The 26,993-nt window shown below is 71.9% G+C and carries 23 protein-coding genes; 15 read left to right on the forward strand and 8 right to left on the reverse strand.

Annotated features, from left to right (window positions below; translation table 11 throughout):
• Positions 1 to 29 precede the first annotated feature (29 nt).
• Positions 30 to 920: a hypothetical protein gene (locus ACFQSB_RS20950; protein WP_380828514.1), complete on the forward strand. Its 891-nt coding sequence runs from the start codon at positions 30 to 32 to the stop codon at positions 918 to 920.
• Between the two features lie 394 nt (positions 921 to 1,314).
• On the forward strand, positions 1,315 to 2,220 hold the full coding sequence (locus ACFQSB_RS20955; RefSeq protein WP_380828515.1) for a M23 family metallopeptidase: 906 nt from the start codon (positions 1,315 to 1,317) through the stop codon (positions 2,218 to 2,220).
• A gap of 156 nt (positions 2,221 to 2,376) precedes the next feature.
• On the opposite strand, the gene ACFQSB_RS20960 is transcribed toward ACFQSB_RS20955, so the two are convergent.
• The 4 genes from ACFQSB_RS20960 to ACFQSB_RS20975 all read right to left on the reverse strand — a co-directional run bounded on the left by ACFQSB_RS20960 (position 2,377) and on the right by ACFQSB_RS20975 (position 8,157).
• Positions 2,377 to 3,729 carry a glycosyltransferase gene (locus ACFQSB_RS20960; protein WP_380828516.1) on the reverse strand — a complete coding sequence of 451 codons (1,353 nt, stop codon included), beginning with the start codon at positions 3,727 to 3,729 and terminating at the stop codon, positions 2,377 to 2,379.
• A 252-nt stretch (positions 3,730 to 3,981) separates the two neighbouring features.
• Positions 3,982 to 6,213 (reverse strand): glycoside hydrolase domain-containing protein, encoded by a 2,232-nt coding sequence (locus ACFQSB_RS20965; RefSeq protein WP_380828576.1) that lies wholly within the window; start codon positions 6,211 to 6,213, stop codon positions 3,982 to 3,984.
• Between the two features lie 91 nt (positions 6,214 to 6,304).
• Positions 6,305 to 6,604 (reverse strand): antibiotic biosynthesis monooxygenase, encoded by a 300-nt coding sequence (locus ACFQSB_RS20970; RefSeq protein ID WP_380828517.1) that lies wholly within the window; start codon positions 6,602 to 6,604, stop codon positions 6,305 to 6,307.
• Positions 6,605 to 6,678: 74 nt separating this feature from the next.
• Positions 6,679 to 8,157 carry an MFS transporter gene (locus ACFQSB_RS20975; RefSeq protein ID WP_380828519.1) on the reverse strand — a complete coding sequence of 493 codons (1,479 nt, stop codon included), beginning with the start codon at positions 8,155 to 8,157 and terminating at the stop codon, positions 6,679 to 6,681.
• A 376-nt stretch (positions 8,158 to 8,533) separates the two neighbouring features.
• Here ACFQSB_RS20975 and ACFQSB_RS20980 point away from each other — a divergent pair, with 376 nt between their 5' ends.
• Positions 8,534 to 9,634, forward strand: a complete 1,101-nt coding sequence (locus ACFQSB_RS20980; RefSeq protein WP_380828578.1) for a sigma-70 family RNA polymerase sigma factor — start codon at positions 8,534 to 8,536, stop codon at positions 9,632 to 9,634.
• On the opposite strand, the gene ACFQSB_RS20985 is transcribed toward ACFQSB_RS20980, so the two are convergent.
• On the reverse strand, positions 9,606 to 10,547 hold the full coding sequence (locus ACFQSB_RS20985; RefSeq protein WP_380828520.1) for a hypothetical protein: 942 nt from the start codon (positions 10,545 to 10,547) through the stop codon (positions 9,606 to 9,608). The two genes, ACFQSB_RS20980 and ACFQSB_RS20985, sit on opposite strands and share 29 nt — an antisense overlap.
• 359 nt (positions 10,548 to 10,906) lie before the next feature.
• Between ACFQSB_RS20985 and ACFQSB_RS20990 the strand changes: the two genes are divergently transcribed.
• From ACFQSB_RS20990 to ACFQSB_RS21000, 3 genes are all read left to right on the forward strand, one after another.
• Positions 10,907 to 11,428, forward strand: coding sequence for a TrmH family RNA methyltransferase (locus tag ACFQSB_RS20990; RefSeq protein WP_354841281.1), 522 nt, complete (start codon positions 10,907 to 10,909; stop codon positions 11,426 to 11,428).
• A 176-nt stretch (positions 11,429 to 11,604) separates the two neighbouring features.
• Positions 11,605 to 12,045 carry a cupin domain-containing protein gene (locus ACFQSB_RS20995; RefSeq protein ID WP_380828522.1) on the forward strand — a complete coding sequence of 147 codons (441 nt, stop codon included), beginning with the start codon at positions 11,605 to 11,607 and terminating at the stop codon, positions 12,043 to 12,045.
• Complete coding sequence (locus ACFQSB_RS21000) at positions 12,042 to 12,368, forward strand: cupin domain-containing protein (RefSeq protein ID WP_380828523.1); 327 nt, start codon at positions 12,042 to 12,044, stop codon at positions 12,366 to 12,368. Before ACFQSB_RS20995 ends, ACFQSB_RS21000 begins: the two co-directional genes overlap by 4 nt.
• 94 nt (positions 12,369 to 12,462) lie before the next feature.
• On the opposite strand, the gene ACFQSB_RS21005 is transcribed toward ACFQSB_RS21000, so the two are convergent.
• Positions 12,463 to 13,197 (reverse strand): SDR family oxidoreductase, encoded by a 735-nt coding sequence (locus ACFQSB_RS21005; RefSeq protein WP_380828524.1) that lies wholly within the window; start codon positions 13,195 to 13,197, stop codon positions 12,463 to 12,465.
• A gap of 420 nt (positions 13,198 to 13,617) precedes the next feature.
• On the opposite strand from ACFQSB_RS21005, the gene ACFQSB_RS21010 reads away from it, so the two are divergent.
• The 3 genes from ACFQSB_RS21010 (at position 13,618) to ACFQSB_RS21020 (ending at position 18,701) form a co-directional block, all read left to right on the forward strand.
• Entirely contained in the window at positions 13,618 to 14,103 is a 486-nt protein-coding gene (locus tag ACFQSB_RS21010; protein ID WP_380828525.1) for a MarR family winged helix-turn-helix transcriptional regulator, read from the forward strand.
• 78 nt (positions 14,104 to 14,181) lie between these two features.
• Positions 14,182 to 15,510: an SWIM zinc finger family protein gene (locus ACFQSB_RS21015; protein ID WP_380828527.1), complete on the forward strand. Its 1,329-nt coding sequence runs from the start codon at positions 14,182 to 14,184 to the stop codon at positions 15,508 to 15,510.
• Positions 15,507 to 18,701, forward strand: a complete 3,195-nt coding sequence (locus tag ACFQSB_RS21020) for a DUF7824 domain-containing protein (RefSeq protein ID WP_380828528.1) — start codon at positions 15,507 to 15,509, stop codon at positions 18,699 to 18,701. The genes ACFQSB_RS21015 and ACFQSB_RS21020 overlap by 4 nt, the downstream gene beginning before the upstream one ends.
• Positions 18,702 to 18,776: 75 nt before the next feature.
• Here the strand turns inward: ACFQSB_RS21020 and ACFQSB_RS21025 are convergent, their stop codons facing one another.
• Complete coding sequence (locus ACFQSB_RS21025; RefSeq protein WP_380828529.1) at positions 18,777 to 19,202, reverse strand: methyltransferase family protein; 426 nt, start codon at positions 19,200 to 19,202, stop codon at positions 18,777 to 18,779.
• A gap of 658 nt (positions 19,203 to 19,860) precedes the next feature.
• Here ACFQSB_RS21025 and ACFQSB_RS21030 point away from each other — a divergent pair.
• From ACFQSB_RS21030 to ACFQSB_RS21055, 6 genes are all read left to right on the forward strand, one after another.
• On the forward strand, positions 19,861 to 20,370 hold the full coding sequence (locus ACFQSB_RS21030) for a hypothetical protein (RefSeq protein ID WP_380828530.1): 510 nt from the start codon (positions 19,861 to 19,863) through the stop codon (positions 20,368 to 20,370).
• On the forward strand, positions 20,370 to 21,272 hold the full coding sequence (locus ACFQSB_RS21035) for a DUF4097 family beta strand repeat-containing protein (protein WP_380828531.1): 903 nt from the start codon (positions 20,370 to 20,372) through the stop codon (positions 21,270 to 21,272). The genes ACFQSB_RS21030 and ACFQSB_RS21035 overlap by 1 nt, the downstream gene beginning before the upstream one ends.
• Positions 21,273 to 21,283: 11 nt before the next feature.
• Positions 21,284 to 22,249: an ATP-binding cassette domain-containing protein gene (locus ACFQSB_RS21040; RefSeq protein ID WP_380828532.1), complete on the forward strand. Its 966-nt coding sequence runs from the start codon at positions 21,284 to 21,286 to the stop codon at positions 22,247 to 22,249.
• A 5-nt stretch (positions 22,250 to 22,254) separates the two neighbouring features.
• On the forward strand, positions 22,255 to 23,049 hold the full coding sequence (locus ACFQSB_RS21045; RefSeq protein ID WP_380828580.1) for an ABC transporter permease: 795 nt from the start codon (positions 22,255 to 22,257) through the stop codon (positions 23,047 to 23,049).
• The gene (locus ACFQSB_RS21050; RefSeq protein ID WP_380828533.1) at positions 23,046 to 23,543 is read left to right on the forward strand and encodes a DUF1707 SHOCT-like domain-containing protein; all 498 of its coding nucleotides are present in this window, start codon (positions 23,046 to 23,048) and stop codon (positions 23,541 to 23,543) included. The genes ACFQSB_RS21045 and ACFQSB_RS21050 overlap by 4 nt, the downstream gene beginning before the upstream one ends.
• 249 nt (positions 23,544 to 23,792) lie before the next feature.
• Positions 23,793 to 23,930, forward strand: a complete 138-nt coding sequence (locus ACFQSB_RS21055) for a hypothetical protein (protein WP_380828534.1) — start codon at positions 23,793 to 23,795, stop codon at positions 23,928 to 23,930.
• A 253-nt stretch (positions 23,931 to 24,183) separates the two neighbouring features.
• Here ACFQSB_RS21055 and ACFQSB_RS21060 read toward each other — a convergent pair whose 3' ends face one another.
• Positions 24,184 to 26,991: an ATP-binding protein gene (locus tag ACFQSB_RS21060; protein ID WP_380828536.1), complete on the reverse strand. Its 2,808-nt coding sequence runs from the start codon at positions 26,989 to 26,991 to the stop codon at positions 24,184 to 24,186.
• Positions 26,992 to 26,993: the final 2 nt, after the last annotated feature.

Genomic DNA, 26,993 nt, shown 5'->3' on the forward strand with positions numbered 1-26,993 from the left:
GGGCGGAGCATTCCCGGAACTCGACCCGCGTGCTCGACGTTGATCGACCGACCATTTCCCCTCGACATGGCGAGGACGACTTGACCACGTCACGATTAGTCCGCACGGCGACCGCGATAGTGGCGGTCGCCGCATGTGCCGCCTCCGGATGCAGTCTGACCCGTAATGAGCTGGTCCCGGCCGACTCGCAGCCGATTCCGCAAAGGGCGTCCGACGAACCCGACGACGCCGATGACGCCGATGACGTCGATGACAAGGTCGAGGGCTTCATAGAGGTCTGCGTCACCAGGAAGACGCGGACGCGGGTCAACTACCGGGGGTGTGACGACGCGCGGCCCGCGGTCACCTGGTACTACCTCCCGCTGAGCGCCAAGGTGCCGGCCGTAGGCTCGACGGCGAAACGCGGTACGTTCAAGCGGCCGAAAGCCGATCTCTACCGGGCGCCCGCCAAGGGAGGCCTCGGCACGAAGGTGATGATCGCCGACGTGGAGGACCGCGTCGAGATATGCGTGCTCAGAAGCAGCCGCATCCGGTTCTCCGAGATCAGATGCGATGACGGCGAGAAGGGCTACGGCTGGTACTACATCCGCATCGACGGCCACGTCCCGCCGGTGGGCAAGAAGGCCGAGGACGGTTCCTTCCGCAAGCCGTACGGCGACACCTACCGCGCCCGCAGAAAGGGCGGGGACGCGGCCAAGGCCGCGATCGACTACGAGGACCCGGATGCCGTCGAGACCGACGACGGCGAAGAAGAGGAGGAGAACTGCACCTACACGATCAACGGGCAGTGCGTCGCCACCAACAAGTGCACCGCGATGATCAACAATGTCTGCGCCGACGGCGACGGTTCCGGATCATCCACCACCGAAAGCTGCCACAGCGTCTACATGCACAAACGATGGATCCGCCGCTGCAGCTGACGATCGATCGCCGTGGGTGATCGTCGCATGCCGTGTGGAACCCGGGCCGGACCAGGCGGCGATCTTCGAGGCTCTCCGGTCGCCTCTGCTCTCGCCCCGGCCGCTCGTCGCTCGTGGGCGGGGGATTCACTGTCCGGTCGCCCGCGGTGGTGGGCGTCAGAAAAATTTTCAGAATTTTGGATCTTGATGAAGGGAACTTTCAGGGTTATGTTCATGATCGTCCCGTCCTTCTCTACAGGCGGTGAGATGTCGAGACGTTTCCCTGACGGCGGCCTTCTCCGTGCGCCGAGGTCGAGCTCGGTGTCGCCGGCGTAGTCCCGCCGCACGCTCATCGACATCAGGGAACCGGGCGTCGCACCGTGACCCCCCGTTGCACCTGTTCAGAGAGGTGAGCATGCCCACTCCCGGCGGTCCGATCCGGCCCACGACCCTCAGATCCGCGCTCACTGCCTTACTGGTCACCTGCGTGGCGGCGCTGCTGCCCCAGGCGGCCTCGGCACAGAGCTCAAGCGTCCTGGCCCTGTCCCACAAGAGCCCGTTCAACTGCGGGAAGACCTTCTACGCCAACAACTGGTCCCCCGGTCACAGCCCCTCGGGCGCCATCGACTGGCAGGACTACGGCGGCGACGACATCAACGGCGAGACGGTACGCGCTACCGCCGCGGGCACCGCGTACTTCAACGACGCCGGGAGCACGAGCTACGGCAAGTGGGTCGAGGTCCGGCACAGCGACGGCACCAGCACCCGCTACGCCCACCTGTCGAGCATGGTGAAGGCGGCCGGCGGCTCCATGAGCGTCGGCCAGGGCACGACGATCGGGACCGTCGGCTCGACGGGCGGCTCCACGGCTCCGCACCTGCACTACGAGCAGCGGACCTCCGGCGGCGTGGTGGACACCAGCCCCACCGTCGAGGGCGTGACCGTGTCCCTGGGCCAGAAGAAGGCCATCACCAGCACCAACACCTGCGGCGGTAGCAGCAACCCCTACACCCCCGAGGAGGTCTGCGGCAGCGGCTACGCGGTCATCGACTCGGCCGCCCTCACCGGTGGCCGCGCCTACCTGCTCTACAACTCGGGCAACCGTTACAACTGCGTCGTGACGCTGAAGACCACGAACCTCGGCACGGCGTCGGCGGTGTCGGCCTTCCTGGAGCCGCAGGGCGAGAGCCGGACCACCGACTCGGGCAGCTACGGCTACTACGCGGGCCCCGTCAGACGGGACGCGGCGGCGCAGTGCGTCAGGTGGGGCGGCTCGGTCGGCAGCAGCTCCTACACCAGCCCCTTCGAACACTGCGGCTGACCCGGCCGCGATCGCATCCGCGGCCCGGCCGGTGAGAAGCCTGGACGGCGCCACTTCACCGACCGGTCCTCCCGGCACGGCACGACGCCGAAGGCCGCCACCCGTCACGGGAGGCGGCCTTCGGCCTCGCCGCGCCGGAGGCCCCCGGTGGGCCGGTCAGGAAACGCCGACGACGGGCGCCTCCCGCGGAGGAAGGGCCTGCCGGCCGGGCAGGCCCTCCTGGCCGGGCTCGACGCTCTTGCCGGCCGGGGTGTTCACGTGCCGGGGGAGCAGGGCGTCGAAGACCGCGGCGCGGTCGAAGCGCATCGCCCGGGCGCGGGCGCGATGCTCCAGGTCCTGCCGCTCGGCGGTGGACATGTCCAGCACCACCCGGTCCACCGTCGCGGCCAGGCCGGCGACGTCCCCGGCTTCGACGATGACGGCGGTGTCGCCCACCGCCTCCGACGTCCCGCCCGTCAGGGTGGTGACGATCGGCCCGCCACCGGCCAGCATCTTCTCGGCCAGCGCGATGCCGAACGTCTCGACGAAGTCGGGCTCGGGCTTGGTGGGCAGGACGTAGGCGGCGCAGCCGCGCATGAGCAGCGGCTTCTCGTTGTCGTCGACATCGGTGAGGAAGACCACCCGCTCGTCCTGCCGGGCCATCTCCCGCACCTGCTCCAGCGCCGGTCCCGTCCCGGCGACCACCAGTTTCACCCGCGACCGGCAGCGCATCTTCCCGTAGGCGTCCAGCAGGTCGTGGATCCCCTTGGCCGCGGTCACCCGGGACAGGAACAGGATGTACCCGTCGCGCTCCAGGCCGCGGCGCGCGAGCGCGGCGTCCACCTGCGCCGGATCCGGGTCGAGGAAGGCGGCGGAGTCGATCGGCGGGTAGCTGACCGTCACGCGGCGCCGGCACTGTTCGGCGAACGTGGTGCCGCAGTGGGCGTCCACCTGCTCGGCCGAGGCGATGATCTCCTCGCGGGTGTACTCGGAGACCGCGACGACCTCGTCGCCCGACAGGAACGTGGTGAACAGCACGGTCGCCGCGCCGAACCGGCCTTCCCGCAGACACGACCGGATCACGTTGGTCACGTCCGACCCGACCGCCTTGGCGATGGTGTGCACGTCCGGCGCGAACCCGGCCGCCCGCGCGGCGGCGACCGCGTCCATCACCACCGTGGTGTGCGGGACGAGGTACATCGACAGGCAGGTCGTGGGAACGGGCTCGGCGAGCAGTTCGACCAGGCGGCCGGTGAGGCCGGCCTGGTGGCGGCCGTCCGGCACCCGGTAGTCCCCGACCGGCTCCGGCCGTTCCACGGTGATGCCGGGGCTGTAGGGCAGCAACCGGTCCAGCGGCTTGAGCGGCAGCCCGGCCGCCTGCAGCGCCGGAATCGGCCAGGTCAGCAGCCGTACGTCGTCGAAGCCGCGGGTCAGCGCCACCTCGGCGAGATTGCGGGCCTCGCCGGAGTGCCCGCAGATGACCGGGTCGGCCCTGACCACGATGACGAGACGGCGACGGGGATGGGTCATCATGCTTCCTCTGGTGTCTCGGGACGATCGGAACAGAACGGCCTGCAGATCGGAACAGAACGGCTGGCAGATCGGGACGGGACGGGCCGGCGGATCGTCAGGGGGGCGGGACCGCGGATCGGGACGGGATGGAACGACGGAACAACTACGGGCAATCGGGCGGATCGGCTGGGAACGAACGGGCGGTGCAGCTGGGGACGGCGGGCGTATCGGCTGGGGGCGGCGGGGGATCAGCCGGGCGAGGGCGGCCGATCAGAGCGGGACTCCGGGCGGATCGGACAGCGACGGCGGGCGGATCCTGCGCCCCCACGCCGACGGCTCCGGGCCCAGCCGCAGGTGCAACCGGCCGCCGCGGTGCACGGTGGCGGCGCTCAGGTGCGTCGCGTGCAGCGGTTCACCGTTGAGGGTGGCCGACTGGACGTACTGCGCCGGCGGCTCACGATCGACGCCGTCGACGCCGATCGGCGTCTCGCGGTGCCCGCTGGTCTCGATGACGAACTCCCCGCCGCCGGCCCGGAGAACGGCCCGGGGGAACGCGGGCGCGTTGACCAGGAACAGGTTCTGCCCGGCGATCGGGAACAGCCCGAGCGACGCCCACACGTACCACGAGCTGAGGCCGCCGGAGTCGTCGTTGCCCGGCAGCCCGCCGGGGCCGGTGCCGAACTGCCAGGTCAGCGCCGCGTGCACCACCTCGGAGGTGCGGTCGGGCCGGCCCGCGTAGTGGTAGGCCCACGGGGCCTCCATGTCGGGCTCGTTGTTCAACCCCTCGAACCGGTTCAGGGCGTATCCGGCCGCCATCTCGGCCGCCCGAGGGCGGCGGCCGGGCTGCGTCACGGGGGCGGCGTCGAAGCCGAAGAACCTGTCCAGCTTGCCGGCGAAGGCCGCGTCACCGCCGGCCAGGGCGATGCGCGCGGCCATGTCGTGCAGCAGCCGGAAGGAGTAGTTCCACTTGCCGCCCTCGTAGAACTCCGAGTCGCGCAGCAGGCCGGTGCTGGAGTCGAAGGCGTTGGACCACTGGCGCCCGCGGTCCTCCAGGTCCTCGGCCAGACGCCGGTCGTTCAGCGCCCGGGCGACCTGCGCCGTGCAGTGGTGGGCGTAGGCCAGGTCCAGGGTGTGGGTGATCGGGTGCACCACCCCGTGCTCGAAGAAGTCCTCGCCGTACAGGCGGCGCAGGTCGTCGACCATGTGCACCAGCGCCCAGTTCCAGTCCAGGCCCGTGCGGCCCAGAGCGTGGGCGTCCGCCAGCGCGGTGTGCGCGAGCGCGCTGGCCTGGCGGAAGAACCGGTCGGCGCCGCGGGCCATCCGGTACCCGATCGGGAAGTTGCCCTCCTCCTCGCACACCCGGATCAGCGACTCCAGCAGGTCCATGGCCCGGTCCGGCGCGATCACCGCGAGCAGCGGCAGCTGCGTCTTGTAGATGTCCCACATGGTGCACACGTCGAACGCGTACGGCCCAGGAGTCGGCCAGAACGGGCTCTCGTCGTCGGCGAAGCACGGCTTGATCAGCGAATGGTAGAGCGCCGTCCCGAACACGGTGCGGCGCGCCGGCGTGCCCCCCTCGACCTGGACCCGGTCGAGGTGATCGCCCCAGCGGCCCCGAGTGCGCGAACGCACCTCGTCGAACGCCGGCCGCCCGTGCCCGCACTCGCGCTCCAGGTTCTCCCGCGCCTGGTCGCATCCGCGCAGCGAGAACCCCAGCCGCACCTCGATGGTCTGCCCCGCGGCGGCCGGGCCCATGAAGAGCATGCCGAAGGGCCGCAGCGTGGTGTGCCGGATGCTGTCGAAGTCCAGGCGGGTGCCGCCGTCGATGAGCCGCCGGTCGTACCACAGCATCTGCCGCCAGCCCGGACTGTCCACCTCCAGGTGCACCGACAGCGGGACGCCCTCCATCACGACCGTGCCCTGCGCCCGGCCGTGGCCGATGCTCTCGACCTGCGCCCGCAAGGGCACGGTGCGGCCCAGCTCGATGGCCAGGCCGCCGCAGGACAGGTCGACCACGACGCGGGCGCTGCGGTGCTCGGGGAAGGTGTACCGGTGCACGGCCACCTTGGCCCCCACGGTGAGCTCGCAGCGGACCCCGGTGTCCAGGGTGGCCGCGTAGTACCCGGCCTCCGCCACCTCCTCGCGCAGCCCCCACGCCTCGCCGAGCGCGTCCAGCGGCTGCACCATCGGCGTGACCCGGACGTAGTTGTAGTACTTGCGGATCGCCCCGGTGCCCGACTGCTGGAAGTGGGTGAACCCGGACGCCTCCAGCCGTTCGAACATCTCCTCGGGCACGCCCTCGGTGTTCTTCGCGTAGCGCCCGTAGCCGGTCGGATACGCGCCGGAGTAGGCGCAGGCCGACACCATGCCGAGCGGCGAGGTGGCCCCCGGGTGGGTGTTGCCCACCTGCGGTTTCGGCCACCACCAAGTAGCGGCCAGACCGTGCCCTCGAGGCAGGTCGGTCGCCGCGGTGCCGATGAAGGGGTCGATGTCGTCGAGGATGGCCGGACTCTATCCGGCCAGCCCCCACCTGCGGGTTTCGCGGAGATGAACTGCTTGTTCCAGACGTGTCAACCTGATCGCGGCGGCGCGCTCAGAAGCGGTACGACCCCACGATGGCCGCCTCGCTCCGTGCGAGGGTGCCGGGAACCACGCGCTCGCCGATGCCTCGCTGGAATGCCTTGAACGCGGCGGAGTCCGCCAGCGGCTCGCGGTCGTCCTCACCGACCACGATGTGGACGAAGCTCACGCCGTCGCCGAGCCGGAACGCGGCGTAGCGCAGCCCGCCCGGATCGTCGTGCGCGAGCTCGGACATGACGTCCTCCACCAGCCGCTGGTTCTCGTCCGCGGATTCGGGACGGGTCTCGTACCGTACGATCACTACCTTGCTCATCGTTCCTCCTGTTTGCTGGAGATGGATTTTCGCTTCGCTTGGACCTGTCGGCGCCATGACGGCGCCTGGGCCGCCTATCCGGTGGCGTCGAGCCGCGTCGCGCGGCGCACGGTGCGGGCGAGGGCGATCCCGCCGATGACGCCGGCGAGGCTCAGCACCGCCATCCACCCCGCCGCCGTGGACATCGCGTGCGCCGACACGTGCTCCCGCAACGGCGGAAGCGACGGTAACGGCGTGGCCTGGGAGAGGTAGACGGCGCCGAACACGGCGACGCCGACGACCTGCCCGAGTTGCATCGTGGTCGTGAGCAGGCCACTCGCGTCCGCCGCCCTGGCGGGCGGCACGTGGACCAGTGCCTGGGAGAGCAGCGGGCTGAGGGTCAGGCCCATCCCGGCCCCGCAGACGACCAGAGCCGTCCACATCAGCGGGCCGCCCTGGGTACCGTCCTGGAGTCCGGCGGCGATACCCAGGTAGGCGAGAGCGGAGATCACCATGCCGGCCGGCGGCAGTAGGTGGTGGACGCGTGCGGGCAGCCTCCGCCAGAAGAAGCCGGCCACCCCGAACACCCCCGCGAGCGGGGCGAAGGTCAGCCCGGCACGCAGCGCGCCGTCGCCCAGCCCTTGCTGCAGGTGCAGCGCGAGGGTGAACATCAGCCCGCCGTAGGCGACCTGCATGCAGATCAGAGTGCCGATCCCCGACGCCGTCCCCGGGGCCCGCAGCACCGCCAGGTCGAGCAACGGGTCGCCCCCGCGGGCCGCGACACCCCGTTCGACCAGGACGAAGACCCCGGCCAGCACGATCCCGGCGGCGACGCACCCGAACGTCCAGGCCGGCCGGCCGGTTTCGTGTCCGAGCACCAGCGGCAGCACGACCAGGACCACCGCCGGCACCGCGACGGCCAGGCCGGCGAAGTCGAGCCGCCGGGTACCGCGCGGCTCGTCCGCCGGCACCAGCCGGGGGACCAGCGCCACCAGCAAGATTCCCAGGGGCACGTTGACCAGGAAGACCGGCCGCCACGAGGCGCCCGCCAGGTTCGCCTCGACCAGCACGCCGCCCAGGACCAGCCCCGCCAGCGCCCCCACCGACAGGACGACCCCGTAGGCCGACAGCGCCTTGGCACGCGCCGCGCCCTGGAACCGCGTCTGGATGACGCTCATGATCTGTGGCACCATCACCGCCGCTCCGGCCCCCTGTACGGAACGGGCGATGACCAGCGTCGCGCCGTCCGGCGCGATACCGCAGACCAGCGAGGCCAGGGTGAACACGATGGCGCCGAGCAGATACATCCGCCGCCGGCCATGGAGATCACCGAGCCGGGCTCCGGTGATCAGCAGCATCGCGTACGCGACCGTGTACCCGCCGGCCACCAGTTGCAGGGACGCTCCGGAGGCGTGCAGGTCCGCCCCGATCGACGGCAGTGCCACGTTGACGATGGTGACGTCGAGCAGGCCCATGAACTGACCGAGCAACAGCACGGCCAGCATCAGCCAGAGCCGCCCTCCCCGCCGGTCCGCCGAGCCTGCCGGCCTGGTCCTGACGTCCGGACTGACCATGTCGGTTCCTTTCGGCACCTTCGCCGCCCGGGAAGGGGAGCGTCGATGCGATAGCGCTGAGCCGTGCCGCGTGGAGGTCGTCCAGCACGACGCCTCTCCGGACCACGGCGACATCCCGGCCGCGCGCGACCTGGGACGATCGTGCGCGGTCACCGGTACAGATCCGGCCGGCCACCGGAACTCATCGGCCGGCCACCGGAACTCATCGGCCGGCCACGGGAGATCCGGATCCTCAGGTACGCGGTGGTGCCGCGGGCCGGTCCCGCCTGGACGCGCCACGGCGGCGACCGATGATTTCCGGCCCCTGCCGGGATCTGTACCGGTGGAGGGTGACGCGGGTGCGACACACTTGTCCGACGACGGTTGGGAGAAGACGATGGACCGCGAGGAGCCGATGACCTCGGGTGGCGAGGACTTCGCCCGTCTCACCGACCCGTTCCGTCACGAACTGCTGGCCTACTGCTATCGCATGCTCGGTTCGGTGCACGATGCCGAGGACCTCGTGCAGGAGACCCTGCTCCGTGCGTGGCGCTCCTACTCCGGTTTCCAGGGCCGGGCGTCGCTGCGTACCTGGCTGTACCGGATCGCGACCAACGTGTGCCTGAGAGCGCTCGAGAACCGCGGCCGGCGACCGCTCCCGTCCGGCCTGAACGGCCCGGCCGGGGATCCGGACACGCCTGTGGCCGTCGCGTCGTCCGAAGTGGCGTGGTTGCAGCCGATGCCCGACGTGCTGTTCGTCAGCGCGGCACCCGACCCCGCCTCGGTCGTCGCCTCCCGCGCGGGGATGCGCCTGGCCCTGATCGCCGCCCTGCAGTACCTCCCCGCCAGGCAACGCGCCGTGCTGATCCTGCGCGACGTGCTGGGGTGGCGGGCGTCCGAGGTCGCCGAGCTGTTCGAGGTCTCGGTCGCGACGGTCAACAGCCTGCTGCAACGCGCCCGGGTACGCCTCGAAGAGGACACGCCGGGCGAGGACGAGCTCTTCGAGCCGACCGACCCCGGCCGGCGCGCGCTGCTCGACCGGTACGCCACCGCGTTCCAGAACGCCGACATCGCCGAGCTCATGCGACTCCTCACGGCCGACGCGGTGTTCGAGATGCCCCCGATCCCCACCTGGTTCGCCGGCCGCCGGACGATCGGGAGCTTCCTCGCCACCCGGGTACCCGCGACGCCCGAGGACCTCCGCATGGTCCCGGCCGCCGCCAACGGGCAGCCGGCGCTCGCCACCTACCGGCGCCACGATGACGGACTGCACCACGCGCACTCGATCCAGGTCTTCACCCTCGCCGAGGCACACATCGCCCGAGTGACCTCTTTTCATGACCTGACCCTGTTCGCGACGTTCGGCCTGCCCGGCGCCTTGCCCGAAGCGGGTCCTGCCGCGCCGACCGTGGCCGGGAACCGGACGAGCGGGGCTGGGAACCGGACGAGCGGCCCGGTGCGGCCGTGCGTCATCGCTTCGTCAGAGCGCCGACGCTGAGCAGGAAGTCTCCGCCGTTCTCGTCGGCTCCGGCCATGACCGACGCCTGGCGCCGGCCGTCGCTCGCGATCGCCCAGAAGGTGAGTTGGACGGTTCCCCGCGCGGTCCGGCAGGTCTGGACGGCCGGGTCGAGCTCGGCGGTGTTGCCGCGTGCGGTCAGCGTCCAGTCGCACCCGTCGGCGGTGCGGGCCGTCACGGTGCTCCTTCGGCCGCTCGTGAACGTGACGAGCCCCTGCTGCGGCGTCTGCACGGATCGCACCTGGCCGTCGGGGTCGGTGTAGCGCGTGGTGAGCACGTTCACGCGCGACCGCGGGTCGGACGCGTCGTACTGCCAGGATCCCGGGAAGACCTTCCGCGCCTGCGCCCACGCGTGGCCTGCGACCTTGGTGCGGCTGCCCTGGTCGAGGCGGAACTCGTAGTCGCCGGTCGGCTGGTGGCTGACGGCCACGATGCTCTCCCGCTCCCGCTCCCGGTCCCCGGACAGGGAGACCGACCACTTGGTGATGGTGTACGCCGAGCCGATGACGTGGTTGAAGCAGTACTGGGACGGGGAGTCGAGCTCCAGCGAGGTGGGGAGCACCGCGAACGTCCACGTGCACCCCTGGTCGGTGTGGCCCGTGATCCTGCCGCCGGCCGCCTTGGAGAACACGATGGTCCCGATCTGCGGAACCTGGATCGACGGGCCCGGACGGCAGCTCGTGCTCGTGTCCGGGCAGCTGATGACCGCGATGTTCCGCATGCTCTCGCGTACGGGCTGGTCGTAGTTCCACGTTCCCAGGTACTCGCGCCCGCTCCACGCCTGCGCCTGTGTCTGTGCCTGTGCCGGCCCGGGTGCCGCCACGCCGATCGCGGTCCATGTCGCCAAGCCCAGGGCCATCAGCGGTGCCAGGGCGGTGAAACGCCTGATGAGCATGATTTCCTCCTCTGTGTTCGAGGCTGCTGTGTTCGGGGCTGCTGTGTTCGGGGCTGCCCAGGAACCTACGGCCGGCCGGTGATGTGCTTCGTCGCCCCTGCGTCCCCTTCGGAGCTACTCCCGGCGTCGTAGATCCGCCGATCCTCATCCCCGTGACGTACGCACCCGCCGAGCCTGGCCCGCCGTCACCCGGGGTCATCCGCCGATCCTCATCCCGCGACGTACGCACCTGCCGTCGCCCGGGGCCATCCGCTACTTTGGGAGGCGGACCGATTCGTCGATGGCCCGGGCGTGCCGCTGAAAGCGCCCATCGTGATGTGCCTTCATCTCCTCCGCGCCGGAGCGCCTCGCACCCTGCGGTGAGCGGGCGCGCCGTACGGGTCCGCACCCGTGAAGACCTGCGAACCGAGCGGCGGCGACGCCCGCCGCGCTGCCTGGGACACCTGACGGCCGCGCCCCTCTGGCCGCTGCACGGGGTCAATCTCGGGACCCTGCTCCGCACGTGCGACGCCGTCGGCGCCTGCCTGGCCGTACCGCGCCTGCCATGGGTGCCCGAGGCGCTCCGCCGCGGGAACACGCTGCGCCACCCCGCCTGCGTGCACTGGGTGGGCGACCCGCTGGACTGGCTCGCCCGGCAGCGGTCGGCCGGAACCCGAGTGCTCGGTGTCGAACTGGCCGAAGACGCGATACGGCTGGCGGACCTGCCCATGTCACGTCAGCCGACCATCGCGCTCCTCGGCCACGAGAGCGACGGCATCCCGCCCGAGGCGCTCGACCTGCTCGACCAGGTGGTGGAGATCCCGATGATCGGCACCGGAGCCAGCCTCAACGTCGCGGTCGCCGCCTCCCTCGTCCTGTACAAACTGGCCGGCTTCGCCTGACACGCCCCGATCGGTTCGCCTGATCGTCGGCGCCAGGTCGTCAGCGTCGAATCTCGTGGACCCGTTGAAGGGAGAAGGCGGGCTGACCAGGGGTTTTGTCACATATCGCGGGGCTGTCCGGTCTGAGCTGGTGCACGGCCGGAAGGAGCCGGCCACCGTCACGCGAAGGAAGCCTGATGAGCACCGATCACGCCCACGCCCACCACCTCGAGAACCCCGACAAGAGCGGGCCGCCGCCGAAGATCGACGTGGTCGCCACCGTGCCGGGGGCGCCGCCCGCGCCGGAGGGGGCCGAGGCGATGACGATCCTGGTCACGTTGCCGCCGAACAGCCCCGGCGCGCCGCCGCACCGGCACTCCGGGCCCGCCTTCGGATACGTGGTCAAGGGAGCCATCAACTTCGAGCTCGAAGGCGAGCCCGTGCGGGTCGTCCCGGCGGGCGAGGCGTTCTGGGAGCCCGGCGGGGACGTGATCCACTACCAGGACGGCAACCACCTGGCCGAGGAGGAGTCGGCGTTCGTGGTGACGATGTTCTGCGCGCCCGGGCAGCCGATGCTGACCGTGGTCGAGCCGGAGGAACTGGAAGCCCGGCGCGACCGCCGCGCGCCGCGGCCATGACGAAGATCTCGCTCAACGCGGTCGTCCGCGACCTGCTCACCCACGCCCGTGCGGCCGGCAGCGGTCGCGACGCCACCACCGTCCACGGCGGGCACGACCGTTCGCTGCGGCAGACCGTCATCGCACTGCGGCAGGGCGAACACATCCACGAGCACGAGCATCCCGGCGAGGTCACCGTGCACGTGCTGTACGGATGGGCGCGGCTCGTCGCCGGGCCCGACTCCTGGGACGGGCAGCCGGGCGACCTGCTCGTCATGCCCCGACGCCGCCACCGCGTGGAGGCCGTACAGGACTGCGCACTCCTGTTCACCGCCGCACGCTGAACCCGGCGTCAAAGGCGGGAACCGGCCTCGGTTCCCGCCTCGGTGTTCCCGAGCGGCCAGGCCCTCGGCGGCGGCGGTGTGAGGCAGAGGATGGTCAGCGCGCGAGCCACTCCCGGTAGGTGGTCGTGGCGATCACGGCGCCGTCCTTGGCGAGGAGGGCGTCGCCACGCGCGGCGGCGTACATGCCGGCGCTGTCATCGATGACGACGGCGCGGCGGTCGCCGCGGGCGGCGAGAGCGAGCCTGCCCAGCTCGTCGAGCGGGAGAACCTCCGGACCGGCGATGTCCCGGGTGCCGCGCAACGGTGCGTTCACGCTGACGTCGGCCACGACCCGGGCGACGTCGTCCGCGGCGATGGGCTGCATGAGCGTGGCGGGCAGGCGGACGGTGTGCTCGTCGGAGGTCCAGGACATCACCGTGTCGATGAACTCGAAGAACTGCGTGGCACGCACGATCGAGTACGGCACGGGGCCCGCCTTCACCATGTCCTCCTCCAGCACTTTCGCCCGGTAGTAGACCAGATCGGGCACCAGGTCGACGCCCACGATCGACAGGATGACCGCGTGCCCGACACCGGCCGCCTCGGCGGCCTCCAGCAGGTTGCCCATGGTCGTCTCGAAGAAGGCGGGGGAGGCGTCGCCGAAGGTCCGCGGCTTGGTCAGGTTGACCACGACGTCAACGCCGCTCAACGCCTCCGGCAGGCCCTGCCCGCTGAGCAGGTCCACCCCGCTGGACCTCGCGTGCGACACCGCCTCGTGCCCGTCCGCGTTCAGCATCTTGACCACCCGGGCCCCGATGAGGCCGGTCCCCCCGATGACAGCGATCTTCATTTCCCCCGGCCTTCCTCTGGCTCTCAAACTTCTCGTACCCAACTGCCCACGCCGGCCCGCGTACGCGCTCGAACCCGAAGTGCTCCTGTTACCCGATGACCCTCGTCGGATCCGCGTACGCGATCGTCCGCGAAGTGCTCCTGGTAGCCGACGCCCCCACGTCCGACCCGCGTACGCGCTCGGACGTGCAGGGTCGTCCCGTCCGCGGAACCGGACGTGCAGTGCCGTCTCGCCCGCGGAACCGGACGTGCAGTGCCGTCTCGCCCGCGGAACCGGACGTGCAGTGCCGTCTCGCCCGCGGAACCGGACGTGCAGTGCCGTCTCGTCCCCCCAACCGGACGATCACGCGGTCGGTAACGGTTTCGAGCTAGTATCAATCGATACCGTATTGAACGAACAGATACCAGGTAGTGTTCTCCCATGGCCGCCGACAAGCCCCACGGTCCCACCGCCCCGCGTGCCACCGGCCGTCCTGGGGACGCCTCGCCGTTCGCCCTCGGCCTGCTGCTGCGCCGGGCGCACTGGCGCGCCGCCGCGGCGGCCACGGAGGCGCTCCGGCCGCTCGGCATCGAGCTGCGGCATTTCGCCGTCCTGCTGGTGCTGGTCGACCACGGGCCCACCCCGCAGAGGGACCTGGTGACGGCGACAGGCTCGGACAAGGCGGGCATCATGCGCGTGGTGGACGACCTGGAGCAAAGGGGACTGGCCGTACGCAAAACCGTGCCGGGGGACCGGCGGGTACGAGCCGTCGAGATCACCCCCCAAGGCCTCGAACTCTTCGACGCGGCCCACGTGGCGGCGCAGTCCCTGACCGAACGCCTGGTCGCCGAACTGACCCCCGAAGAGGCCGACCAACTCAAGCACCTGCTCACCCGCGTCGCCTACCCCACCGACGATCAGACTTAAGCGGCTCCGAGGTGCTCGCCGCCCACCCGACTCGGCACGCACCGCGGTTTGTCGGTGGGGGGATCTACTGTCCCGGCCATGACCTCAGCGACGCAGGCGTACACCTACGCCGCGCCTTCCTCCCTTGTCGACGGTCGTCTCGGGTTGGCGACCTCCGGTGGGCGTGCCCTGTCCGGCCCTGCCGTGGCGCCCCGGTTCTTCAGCGGCGTGGTGACCCAGGCGGCGCCCGCCGCGGCGGGCCTGCTCGGCGTCGCCGATGTGGCGCTGGCCCGCTACCACCAGCCCCAGGCGCGGCCCGGCTGGGTGCGGGACCCGGTGGTGACGTGCGATGGAGACCGGTTGCGGTTGGAGTCCTTCTCGGCCTGCGGCGGGGTGTACGCCCGGCTCGATCTGCTGAACGGCGCGCTCGACGGCGAGGTGCTCGACCGGGGCACCACCAACGTCGACGTGAACGCGCCGCTCCGCGAGGCGCTGGCGCGCATCGGCGCGCGCGACCCGTTGCACCTGGGGGTGGGCCTCGACGAGCTGGTCGTGACCACGATGGACGGCGCGGTGGTGGAGAAGAAGGTCCCGCTGCCCGAACGCTGGTTGCGCGGGTTCGCCGAGGTGCAGGTCATCGCCTCGGGCATGGACCAGCGCGGTGCGCTGACCGGCATGGCGGCGGTGCGGTTCCTGCGCGGGCTGCCCAAGAAGGGCACGGTGTGGGTGGCGCAGGCGGGGCGTGAGCTGAAGGTGTCCGACCGTCAGATGCCGGGCTCGGTCCAGCTCGCCGGCCCCAACCGGCTCGGCACCCTCCTGCCGTTGCTGCGCTTCGCGAAGTCCCTGCGGGTGTACGGCCCGGCCGACGCCGCCTCCAGCGCCTGGGAGCTGGAGCTTCCCGGCATGCGCTACACCCTCACCCTCTCGCCCGAGCGCTGGCGCGGCTTCTCCGGCGAGGGCGCGGTGCTCGACGACCTGGCCACCGGCGAGGCCGAGAACGACGCCGACGTGGTCGGCATGCTGCTGAACTTCGAGCCCGAAGTCGAGATCGGCCTGCTGGCCGCCCGGGCGGGCATCCCCGCCGACCGGGTGCGGGCCGCGCTGACGCGGCTCGGCGCCGCCGGCCGGGTCGGCTACGACTTGGCCGAGGCCGCCCACTTCCACCGTGAGCTGCCCTACGACAAGGACAACGTGATCCTGCTCAACCCGCGGCTGGCCAAGGCGCGCAAGCTCGTCGATGCGGGCGCCGTTCGCCTCGAAGGCGAGTCGGCCACCGTCCACACCTCGGGCGGCGCGCGCCGGGTCTCGCTGGCCGACGGCTCCTGCACCTGCGAGTGGTGGTGGGACCATCGCGGCTCCCGCGGGCCGTGCAAACACGTGCTGGCCGCCCGCATCGTCGCCCGCGCCGCCGTGGAGGTCTCCCGATGACCCTCTGGACGGAGATCCGCGAGCTGGTCACGCGCAACCAGGTCACCCGCCTGGCCGACCGTCTGGTCACGCTCAGCGAGGAGGAACGCGCGGAGCTGGGCGGGCGGTTGCCCGGCCTGGTCAAGGAGCTGCGCAGCGCCCGCACCGAGCAGGTGCGCGCCGAGCATCCCGACGACTTCGAGGAGATGGCCTCCTGGGAGGTCGGCGACCTGCTCGACGAACTGGCCGGCGCGCTGCTGCTGACCGGTGTCGGCGTCATCACCGGCCCGGCGGCCGCGGTGACGTGGATGACGAGCCGCGACGTCAACCGCCGCTGGGCCGAGGAGATCGACGTGGCCCAGGTGTGCAGGGTGGCGGCGAGCCGCCCCCTGGAGTGGCGCCGCGACGTCGCGGTGCGGCTGGCCCAGCGGGTGCGCCGTCCCGCCGACCGCATCGCGCCGCCGGCCGTGGCGCTGCTGCGTGCCTCCGGCGCCGTGCCGCCCGACCACGACCCGCTGGTGGCCGCCTGGCTGGCCGCGCCGAGCGTGGCCGGTGACCCGCTCACCCCCGTGCTGCTGCCTCGTGTCTTCGCCGCCGACGGCGCGGGCCGCGCCCTTCGTGACGAGCGGCTGGAGCCCCGGCCGACCGGCTGGCTGGCCGCCGCCGTCCGCGAGCTGCCCAGAGATCAGGCGCTCGACGGCTGCGTGAGCCGTTTCCTGCGCGGCGGCGAGGCGCAGGACCTGCGGTTCTTCGTCCGGCTGCACACGCTCCTCGAGCCCACGCCGGCGGAGTCCGCTTCCCGTCTGCGCGACTATCTGCGGCTGTTGCCGTCGGCTCCGGGCACGGTGGCCGAGCTGGCCGCCGGGCAGGTGCGCGGGGCGATGCCGCTCGACCACGCCGACCTGGTCGAGGCGGTCGACGCGCTCACCTTCCGGGAGGAGGCCAAGCTCGCCGCCACGGGCCTGCGCTGGCTCGACCAGGCGATCAAGGCCACGCCCGGGACGGCCGGCGACTTCGTGACCGCGCTGACCACGGCGTACGCGCACAAGTCCTTCGACGTGCGCAACCGCGCGGCCGAGCTGACCCTGAAATACGCCGGCCTGCTCACCGGCCACGCCGAGACCATCCTCGACGGCGCCCGCCACCTGCCCGCCCACCTGGGCGCGAAGCTGGCCGAGCGGTTCGGCGGGGAGACCCCGGTCGAGGAAGCGCCGGCACGGAAGGAGTTCCCGCCGCTGCCCGAGCTTCCGGAGATGCGGCGGTTCCCCGAGCCATCGATCAACCCCAACTACCACGAGCGCTGGGTCGGCCAGGAACGCTGGCTGGCGGCCTTCGTCGCCGGCATCGCCGACGACCGGGCGGAGCTGCGGCGCAGGCTCAGGCCCCGCGTCGATCACGACCACGGCCGCTGGCGGTCCAGGCAGGTGCGCGTCAACCCCGCCGACTGGCAGTCGGCGCTGTCCGCCGAGCTCGTCACCCCCGGCAGCGTGCCGGAGCCACCGCCGATCGCGCCGGAGAAGTTCTGGGACGACGCCAACCACTCCGTGCGCGTGCGCGCCCTCACCCGTGGCGAGGAGCCCGACCCCGAGCCGTCGCCCCAGCGGGTCATGATCGGCGGCTTCTACCGGCGTGGCCGCTACCTCGACGACGACGCCCCGCTGCGCGCGTTCTCCATCACCTGGACGAGCGACGACGGCCCCGACGCGGCGATGGCCCACGAAGGTGACCGGCAGATCCCGTTCACCGGGGGCCGCATTCACCTGAACGACGCCCCCACCGACGCCGAGCAACCGCGATACCACGGCCCCGAGGGATGGATGCGCGGACTGCCGGATGGCCCCCATCCGGTGCGGACGAGGCCCGGCATCCTGTACGACGACTCCGTGGAAGCCATGCCGTCCTTCATCCTCGACGGCGCCTACGAGCGTATGGCCGAGCTCGGCGTGGACCCCGAGCGGATCGCGGCGATGCGGGCGGGGGAGCAGGCGCCTCCGCCGAAGCCGGGCGAGCCGCTCGTGCAGGTGACCGTCGTCTTCGTCCCGCCCCGGCTGCGTTCCTACATGCCCAGGGAACTGCCCGAGCGCGACGAGTGGGGGCGGCGCAACCACCTGCCCCACTCCAATCGCGTCTCTCCGCCCCACGAGTTCCTGCTGCACCGCTACGCCGAACTCGCCGAGGCCCTCCGCGACGGCACGCTCCCGCCGGTGCTGCTGGCCACCCCGACCTGGATGAGCGGCCACCTCGACCCCGACGTGCTGGTCGACCGGCTGGAGACCTGCGCCGCCGCCGGCGTGGAGCCACTCCTGGCCGACCTGGCGCAGGCACTGCTGCGGTTGCCCCGAGGCTCCCACCCGGCCGCGGCCGACCGGGCCGCCAAGGTCGACTCGGACGCGGCACGCTCGGCCGCCCGCTGGCTCGCCGGCGACGGCATGGCCGATCCCGAGTGCGGCCACGTGTGGCGCCACATGGTCGGCGCGTCCATGGTCGACTTCGGCGACGGCGAACCGGACCACTTCACCGAGGTGCGACTGCAGCCCGTGCTACGGGTGACGACCCCGACCGGGCACCGGTTGATCGACGAGGTGCTGCTGCGCCAGCCGTTCGACTGGAGGGTCGACGAGTCCAGCGGCACGCTCGCAGCATGGCCCGCCATGCTGCCCTCGCACCGGGAAGTCGTGGCCGTCAACTTCCTGCCCTTCCTGCTGCGTGACCACTGGGGCATGTGGACGACTCCGGCGGAGCTCAGCGGCCTGGAGATCGCCCAGGGCCCGCTGGGCGAGTCCACGGCGGTGATCCTCGCCTTCCTCCTGGCCGGCGGCGTCCCCGGAATGATCCCGCTCATCCTCGGCATGGCCGCAAGAGGCGACCTCCCCGCCGAGGCGATCGGCCGCCAACTCGCCCTGGTGCTACGCCGCACCTGGCGCGAGACCCGCCCCGCCATCGCGGCCCTGACCGAACTGGCCGAAGCCGGTGGCCACCACGAGGTATGGCGCATCCTGCGCGCCCTGCTCCCCGAGATGCTGCCGGGCAAGGGGCAGCGCATCACCGTCACCCACACCGACCTCGTCGCCTTCGCCACCGACGTGGCCCACTGGACCAACGCCCACGGCGAAATCCCGATAATCGCCGACTTCGCGAAGAGCCGCCGAACAATCCGCTTCATCCATGAATGCAAACGCCTCCACACCCACCTCACCCGCCCCACCCCATGACCCCCGCCGGGACCAGGACGCTCATACTCGCCCACGACACCGAATCGCCGAAGGACCCCGGGTCGTGAGGGCCGGTCACCCGCTGGACGTCCTGGCCCATGGGCGCAGCCGGGGCCACCAGCCGGGTACGGCCGCGCGGTACTCCTCGTACTCAGTGCCGAAGCTCCTGCGCAGGGTCGGCTCCTCGTACACCCGCACGAAGCAGAAGACCGCGACGAACGCGATGGCGGCGTACCAGAGCAGCTCGGACCGGGCGAGCAGGAGTCCCTGGCCGACGATGGCCGCGAGCACTCCCACGTACATCGGGTTGCGGACATACCGGTACAGCCCGCCGACCACCAGGTGCTCGGGAGGCGCGACGGGCGCGGGCGTCCCGAACCCCTCGGTCACGAAGCGGACGAAGGCGTCGACCAGCACGGCGCCCCCCGCCAGGACGAGCACCACCCCGACCACCCGGAGCGGGACGGCGGCCCACGAGAGTCCGTCGGGCAGATCCGCCATCCGCCAGCGAGTGACCCACCATGGTCCGAACCCAGCCACACCGCCGGGCGCCACGGCAAAGAACACCGCACTCCCGACGGCCGCAGGCGTCCTGCGCATGTCCCACCACGCCCCTTCACAGATAACTCATCGGATGATGAAATAATTACCCCGAGCTTAACCCGCGGACGACCGGCGGGCGAGGGGTGAGCCCTCTTTTGGAGGGACGGCGACAGCGAGATGGGCATCACCGGTCCAGGGCGCCGGCCGGTTCTTCGGGTCGGCTGAGAGCGACGAGATGACCCCCGGGCAGGGGCTCGAGAGTGACCATCCGAGATGTCACCCTGTCGAGCCACAGCCGCCGGCTGAAGTCGCCGCGTTCGGCTCGCTTGTGACTCGCCGCCTTCTGGAGCCATGCGGTGAAGGGCCCGTGTCGGGGTGAAGATCGATGCCGTCGCCCGTAGGTCGAAGCGACTGAAAGGGGCGGACCGAGCCACTTCGCGTGCCGTGTCAGCCGGGTTCCGGCTCCGAAGCGTCCGCGAAAGGAGCAGGACGTGCGGGTGACTTCGCCGATTGTCCGCGCCGCCACCAGGCAAAATACAATCTGACACCTAGGTGGCGTCATCAGGATGACCTTTACTCGCTTGTGATGACGCCATTATGGTGTCATAGTGACGTCATGGACCTTGCGCCGTATGTCGATCATCTTCGCCGGGAGCTCGCGGTCGCCGCGGGCGCGGGTGGCGAGGAAGCGCGCGCGCTGGCGGAGCGGCTCGCCGCGGCGCTGGAGTCGGCCGCACGGCTCGCGCTGCTCGAAGCCCTGTCGGCCGCCGCCGATGAGATCACCCAGGACCTCGCGCCGGGCTCGGTCGAGGTGCGCCTGCGCGGTCGTGACCCTGCCTTCGTCGTGACGCCACCCCCGACCACCCAGATGGACGAGGACGAACGGCCAGCCGCGCCGCCGCCCCCTCCGGAGGTCGACGAAGGCGGCACGTCCCGTATCTCGCTGCGTGTCCCCGAGCAGTTGAAGCCGCGTATTGACGAGGCGGCCGCCCGCGACGGGCTGTCGGTCAACGCCTGGCTGGTCCGGGCGATCTCCACCGCGCTCGACCCCGGCGACGCCCGCCGGAGCGGAGCCCGGCGTCCGCCTCAGCAGTCCGGCAACCGTTACAGCGGATGGGTGCGCTGATGTCCAGGCCAATCCACGACCAGGGAAGCGGAATGCCGACCTTCGACACCCCCGAACCGATCTCCGCCATCTTCGAGATGCCACACGGCACCATCCGGGTCGAGGCGGGCGCCCGAGCCGACACCGTCGTCGAGATCCGCCCGACCGACGAGCACAACGACGCCGACGTGAGGACCGCCGAGCGCACCGAGGTCGAGTACGCCGACGGCAGGCTCGTGGTGCGCGGCGAGAGCGAGCAGCGCCCCGGCTCGGGGCTCGCGTCCTGGGCGCGTTCGCTGATGCTCGGCACGGGCTCGGTGGAGGTGGAGGTCAGCCTGCCGACGGGTTCCCGCGTGGACGCCACGGCGGCGGGGAGCCTGCGCTGCCGGGGTCCGCTCGGTGAGGTGGCGTGCACCACGTCCGACGGCGCCATCCGGGTCGAGCAGGCTCGCGCGCTGCGGCTGAAGAGCACCTATGGCGACATCTCGGTCACCGCCGCATCCGGCCACGCCGAGGTGATCACGACGCATGGCGACATCATCATCGGCCGCATCGACGGTACCGCGGCCGTCAGGACCGCCCACGGCAGCGTCCGCATCCGCGAGGTGACCGGAGAACTGCGGTTGAACAGCGGGCACGGCGACCTCACCGTGGACCGCGCCCTGGCCGGCGTCACCGCCAAGACCGCGTACGCCGGCCTGCAGATCGGCGAGGTGACCCGCGGTTCGGTCGTCCTGGAGACCAACGGCGGCGGGCTGGACCTCGGCGTCGCCGAAGGCACCGCCGCCTGGCTGGACGTGAGCTCCAAGTACGGCACCGTGGACGTCTCCCTCGACCCCAGCGACGCCCCCAGTGGAACAGACCGGACCGTCGAGGTGCGGGCCCACACCACCTACGGCGACATTCTCGTCCACCGTTCCTGAGGAGATCTCCGATGACAGACGCGATCGTGGCCGAGGGCCTGGTCAAGAAGTACGGCGCCGTCACCGCCCTCGACGGCATGGAGCTGCGCGTCCCGGAGGGGACGGTGCTGGGGTTGCTCGGCCCGAATGGCGCCGGCAAGACCACCACCGTGCGCATCCTCACCACGCTGCTCGTCCCGGACGCGGGGCACGCCAGCGTCGCCGGGTTCGACGTCGTCCGCGACGCCGGCCGGCTACGCGCCCGCATCGGCGCCTCCGGCCAGTACGCCGCCGTGGACGACCACCTCACCGGCGCCGAGAACCTGGAGATGGTCGGCCGCCTCTACCACCTCGGCGCAAAGCGCAGCCGGGAGCGCGCCCGCGAGCTGCTGGAGCGCTTCGACCTCACCGACGCGGCCGACCGTCCCGTGCAGGGCTACTCGGGCGGCATGCGGCGCCGGCTCGACCTGGCCGGTGCGCTGGTCGCCGACCCGCCCGTGCTGTTCCTGGACGAGCCCACCACCGGCCTGGACCCGCGGGCCCGCATCGGCCTGTGGGAGGTCATCGGCGAGCTCGTCGCGGCGGGTTCGACCGTGCTACTGACCACCCAGTACCTGGAGGAGGCCGACCGGCTCGCCGACCGCATCGCCGTGGTCGACGGCGGGCGGGTGATCGCGCTCGGCACCGCCGACGAGCTGAAGGGCCAGGTCGGCGGCGACCGCATCGAGCTGTCGGTCGCCACGGCGGCGGGCCTTGCGACCGCTGCGCGGACGCTGGCGCCGCTGGCGGCCGGTGACCTGCGGGTCGACGACGCCGCGCTGCGGGTGACCATCCCGGTGTCCGACGGCCCCGCCACGCTGACCAGCGCCCTCGGCCGGCTGGCGGCCGAGCGGATCACCGTGCGTGACGTCGGCCTGCGCCGGCCGACCCTGGACGACGTGTTCCTCACCCTCACCGGACACCAGGCCGGCCACAACACCAAGGAGACCAGCCGTTGAACGCCATGCAGCTGGCCGTCGCCGACGGCCTGACGATCGCCAAGCGCAATGCCCTGAAGATCCGCAGAGCGCCCGACCTGCTGGGCGGCGTGGTCATGCTCCCGATCGTGTTCGTGCTGCTGTTCACCTATGTCTTCGGCAGCATGATCAGCTTGCCTGGCATGTCGTACGGCGAGTACATGCTGCCGGGCATTTTCGTGCTGACCATCGTCAGCAGCGCGCAGATCACCGGCTACACGCTCACCCAGGACCTGCGGAAGGGCATCTTCGACCGGTTCCGCACGCTGCCGATGTCGCCCTCGGCGGTGCTGACCGGCCAGACCATCAGCGACATCATCATGAACCTGACCAGCGTCGTCACCATGTCGCTCGTCGGCCTGCTCGTCGGCTGGCGCATCCGCACCTCGCCCCTGGAGGCGCTGCTCGGGTTCGCGATGCTGCTGCTGTTCGCCTACGCGTTCTCCTGGGTGACGGCGACCGTGGCGCTGGCGCTGCGCACGCCCGAAGTGTTCAACAACATCGTGACCCTCGTGTCGTTCCCGCTGGTGTTCCTGTCCAACGCGTTCGCCGACAGCAGCCGCCTGCCCGGCCCGCTCGGGGCGATCGCCGAATGGAATCCGGTGTCCACGCTGGTCCAGGCCGCGCGCGAGCTGTTCGGCAACACCAGCCCGGCCATGCCCGCGCCGAGCGCCTGGCCGCTGCGGCACGCGGTGCCGGTATCGCTGCTGTGGTCGGTCGTGCTCCTGGTCGTGTTCGTGCCGCTGGCCACCCGGCTGTACAAGAAGGCCGTGAGCCGGTGAACGAGGCCGATCGGGATCGGGCGGTGGAGCTGGTCCAGCAGGCCTACGCGGAGGGCCGGCTCGGCTCCACCGAGCTGGAGTCGCGGCTCGAACGGGCGCTCACCGCCACCTGCGCGGACGAACTGCGGCCGATCGTCGCCGACCTGCCGGACGAGACCGTGCGGCTGTGGTCCCTCGGCGGGCGCCTCACCCGGACGGGCGCCTGGCCGGTCCCACGCCGGCTGCGGGTCGAGTCCGAGTACGGCAGGGTGCGCCTCGACCTGTCCCGCGCCCACATCCCGCACCGGCGTGTCGACATCGAACTCCGCTTGACCTACGGCCACGCCACGATCATCGTGCCTCCGGGCGCCGGCGCGGACATCGACGGAGTACACGCCGCCTGGGGCCGCGTGACCTGCAGGACCCCGGCCCGCCCACGCCTGGGCGGCCTCGACGTCCACGTCACCGGCAATCTCCCCTATGGCCGCCTGACCATCCGCGCCTCACGTAAGTGACAGAGCGGATCTCGCTGGGACCGCCATGTCGCTCAGGGACGCACGTTCGCAGGGCGCCGGCCGAAGAGGCCGTGGTTCACGTGGCGGTGCTGCAGTACGGTCTCGGCTGGAGCGCTGAGCTCGATTCATGCCGCCGCAGGCCGCATACTGGCACAAATGAGACGCAACCCAGCCGCGGTCCGGCGAGTCCTGCCTGGAAGTCCCTTCAACGTTCCTGTGCCCCCTGCGCCGCCTCTTGAGTGTTTCGTCGTGCAGGACCTGGTGAGCCACGATCGGTACGGCCTCGGCCGGGTCGTCGGCGTCGACGACGATGTCGCCGTTGTCGTCGACTTCGGGGCGAAGACGTATCGCATCAACGCTCCCTACGCCAAGCTCGTCAAGCTCTGAACCCTTCCATCGGTTCCGCGGGGCGGTGCGTGTTCCGCTCGGTCACACCACGACAGGGACGCGGTCATCCCTGAAGGTCTTGACTCGGATATAGGTCTTGACCGAGATGGCCGCCGTGATCGCGCGTCCGGAGACCGCCGGCCATCGCCCCCGCACAGAAGGTCTTCGCCACCGCCTCCCTCTCAGCCGGCTTGGCGCCCGGCCCCATGCGGCCGCCTGGTCGGGGACCTGAGGTCAGGTAGCGGCCGAGGCGTCACAGGACCAGGGGGGAGAGGCCGAGGGCGGACAGGGCGGTGGCGCCGCGGGGGGCGCCGGCGAGGAGCAGGGTTCGGGCGGACTGGTAGCGGCAGCCGGCGGTGTCGAAGGCGTCCGCCGTGGCGAGCAACCGTTCCTGATCATGGTCGAGCAGCGCCTGGGCCCGTTCCACCAGGGCTTCGGCGACCGGGTTGCCGGCCACGACGGTCCGGGCCTCGGCTACGCGGTCGCGGGCGTCGGGGCTGCCGGCGAGTACGGCGGCCTCGGTGCGCAGCGCGACGTACCAGTGGTGCCAGATCCAGGTGACCCACTTCCACACCTGCCTGGGCTCGGGGGCCGTCCGCTCCAGCGCCTCCGCCGCCTGCCCGCGGTGCAGCAGGAGTATCGCGTCGAAGACCGCCCCGTATCCGTAGGTGTGCTCGGGCGGGGTGTCGAGTTCGTCCAGGACGTCCAGCCATTCGCGCCGCGCGTCCCCGTCGTCGCGCAGGCCGTGGATCATCGCGACGGCGGCCACCGCCGGACGGAGGAGCGTCCGCGAGGGGCTGCCGGCCCGCCGCCACGCGTCGAGGAACCGGACGCTGCCGGTGAGCACCTCCTCGACGTCGCCCGCGAGCGCGTCGACCATCAGCAGGCGGCACGTGGCGCGGTGACCGACCTCCGCCAGCGACGGATGGTCGGCGAGTTGGCGTGCCCAGCGGCGGGCGGGCGGCACGTCGCCCGCGCCGAGGGCCGCCTCGGTGGCGATCGCCAGCGCGTCGATCAGCTCGTGGGTGCCGGCCGGAGAGATCGGCAGGGGTGACAGGAGCGTGATGCGGCGCCGGGCCGTGGCCGCGGTGGCGAAGGTGTCGCCGGCCCAGCTCTGCGCGCCGGTGAGCGCGTCGAGTGCGGCCGACTCGGCGAGCGGGTCGCCGGTCCTGCGAGCGAGCTCGACCGCGTGCTCGGCGCGCGCGATCGTCTCGGGTACGGCGTTGCCGGGCGGTCCCTGGGCGGCGCCGAACGCGTCGGTGAGCACCGCGGCCTCGGCCAGTGCCACCGCGGCCCGCGCGGCCGGATCGTCGCCGGCCGCCTCCTGCGCCTCGGTGAGTAGCGCGAGCGCCTCCGCGTGCGACGGAAGCCGGACGAACATGGTCGAGAACCGGAACGCGATGGTGGCGGCGCTCGCCAGGTCGGCGGCGGCGCCGGCGGTGTCGCCTGCCGCGCGGGCGGCGTCGGCGGCTGCGCGGCGCAATCGGTACATGTCATCGCCGATCGTCCGGCAGCCGGCCACCGCCGCGGCCTGCCGGAGCATCGAGGCGCCGGCGGCGGGGTCGGTCGCGAGCGCGGCCGCCTGCTCGTAGCGCCGCTGGGACTCACCGGTCAGGTTACGGGTGAAGGTCAGCTCCGCCAGGTGCCGGGCGAGCTCATAGGCGTCCGCGCGTTGCTCCGTCCGGTCGGCCGCCCATGCCAGGGCCGCGCGGAGGTCGTCGGCGACCAGGTCGAACCGGGCCCGCCAGTCCTGCCCGGTCACCGCGAGGTCGGCGGCCTTGGCCAGGCACCAGCCCAGGTGCCGTGACCGGGCGTCGGCCAGTTCGCCGGCCTCGTCGAGCCGCTCGGTGCCGTACTGGCGGATGGTCTCCAGCGCGCGGTACTCCGTCCCGCCCGGCGACGCGGTCACCGTCAGCAGGCTCTGTTCGGAGAGCCGGGCCAGCCCGTCGGCGACGATGCCTTCCTGGCCCCCGGCCACCTCCGCGGCCGCGGAGGCGGTGAACGGCGCCACGAACACCGACACCCGGCGCAGCAGCGCCCGGTCGTCCGGCTCCAGCAGGGCGTGGCTCCAGTCCAGCGCCGCTCGTACCGATCGGTGCCGTTCATCGGCGCGGGAGCCGCCGGTGAGCATCCGCAGCGGGTGGGACAGGGCGGCGGTGATGCCGTCCAGTCCGAGGGTGGGACAGCGGGCGGCGGCCAGCTCGATCGCCAGCGCCATCCCGTCCAGCCGCTCACAGATCGCGGCGATCTGGTCGCGCGGGGAGGGACCCAGCGGGCGGCCGGCCGCCGCCGCCCGCTCCAGGAACAACGCGACCGCGTCCGACTCGCCGTCAGCGGGCAGCGACAGCGGCGGGACCGGATACACCCGTTCGAACGGCACCATCAGTCGGGTCCGGCTGGTCGCCAGCACCGTCACCCGGGGGCACGCCGCCAGCAGCCCCTCGAGGAACAGCGCGACGCCGTCCACGACCTGCTCGCAGTTGTCCAGGACCAGCAGCGCGTGCCGGTCGGCCAGCGCGGCGACCACGGACGCGGTCATGTCGCGGCCGGGCTGCTCGCCGAGGCCGAGCGCCCCGGCGACCGCGGTCGCGATCATGCCCGCGTCGGTGACCGGGACCAGGTCGACGAACCACACCCCGTCGGAGTACGCGCCGGCCGCCTCGGCGGCCACCGCCGACGCGAGCCTTGTCTTGCCCACTCCGCCGGGACCGAGGGCGGTGACCTGGCGGCACGTCGTGACCAGCTCGATGAGCTCGGCGCGCTCGCGCACGCGTCCGATGAACGAGGTCAGCGGGGCGGGCAGCACCGGCGCCGGACGCGACGGTCCAGCGCCTTCCAGCCTGGTGTCTTCCAGCCCGGCGCCCACCGGCCTGGCGCCCACCGGCTCGGGCGCGCGCCGGGCCAGCGCCCGCCGATCGGGCGCCTCCAGCTTGCGCAGCAGCGAGGAGACGTGGCTCTCCACGGTACGCACCGAGATGCAGAGCCGGGCCGCGATCTCGGCGTTGGTCAGATGGGCCCCGACGAGCTCCAGCACCTCGGACTCCCGAGGCGATATCTCCACTT

Source organism: Sphaerisporangium rhizosphaerae, from assembly GCF_042665155.1.
Lineage (GTDB): Bacteria > Actinomycetota > Actinomycetes > Streptosporangiales > Streptosporangiaceae > Sphaerisporangium > Sphaerisporangium rhizosphaerae.

Coding starts and splice junctions, on each gene's coding strand:
- ACFQSB_RS20955 (WP_380828515.1), top strand. CDS start 1,315: ATGCCCACTCCCGGCGGTCCGATCCGGCCCACGACCCTCAGATCCGCG.
- ACFQSB_RS20960 (WP_380828516.1), bottom strand. CDS start 3,729: ATGACCCATCCCCGTCGCCGTCTCGTCATCGTGGTCAGGGCCGACCCG.
- ACFQSB_RS20970 (WP_380828517.1), bottom strand. CDS start 6,604: ATGAGCAAGGTAGTGATCGTACGGTACGAGACCCGTCCCGAATCCGCG.
- ACFQSB_RS20975 (WP_380828519.1), bottom strand. CDS start 8,157: ATGGTCAGTCCGGACGTCAGGACCAGGCCGGCAGGCTCGGCGGACCGG.
- ACFQSB_RS20980 (WP_380828578.1), top strand. CDS start 8,534: ATGGACCGCGAGGAGCCGATGACCTCGGGTGGCGAGGACTTCGCCCGT.
- ACFQSB_RS20985 (WP_380828520.1), bottom strand. CDS start 10,547: ATGCTCATCAGGCGTTTCACCGCCCTGGCACCGCTGATGGCCCTGGGC.
- ACFQSB_RS20995 (WP_380828522.1), top strand. CDS start 11,605: ATGAGCACCGATCACGCCCACGCCCACCACCTCGAGAACCCCGACAAG.
- ACFQSB_RS21000 (WP_380828523.1), top strand. CDS start 12,042: ATGACGAAGATCTCGCTCAACGCGGTCGTCCGCGACCTGCTCACCCAC.
- ACFQSB_RS21005 (WP_380828524.1), bottom strand. CDS start 13,197: ATGAAGATCGCTGTCATCGGGGGGACCGGCCTCATCGGGGCCCGGGTG.
- ACFQSB_RS21010 (WP_380828525.1), top strand. CDS start 13,618: ATGGCCGCCGACAAGCCCCACGGTCCCACCGCCCCGCGTGCCACCGGC.
- ACFQSB_RS21015 (WP_380828527.1), top strand. CDS start 14,182: ATGACCTCAGCGACGCAGGCGTACACCTACGCCGCGCCTTCCTCCCTT.
- ACFQSB_RS21020 (WP_380828528.1), top strand. CDS start 15,507: ATGACCCTCTGGACGGAGATCCGCGAGCTGGTCACGCGCAACCAGGTC.
- ACFQSB_RS21025 (WP_380828529.1), bottom strand. CDS start 19,202: ATGGCGGATCTGCCCGACGGACTCTCGTGGGCCGCCGTCCCGCTCCGG.
- ACFQSB_RS21030 (WP_380828530.1), top strand. CDS start 19,861: ATGGACCTTGCGCCGTATGTCGATCATCTTCGCCGGGAGCTCGCGGTC.
- ACFQSB_RS21035 (WP_380828531.1), top strand. CDS start 20,370: ATGTCCAGGCCAATCCACGACCAGGGAAGCGGAATGCCGACCTTCGAC.
- ACFQSB_RS21040 (WP_380828532.1), top strand. CDS start 21,284: ATGACAGACGCGATCGTGGCCGAGGGCCTGGTCAAGAAGTACGGCGCC.
- ACFQSB_RS21045 (WP_380828580.1), top strand. CDS start 22,255: ATGCAGCTGGCCGTCGCCGACGGCCTGACGATCGCCAAGCGCAATGCC.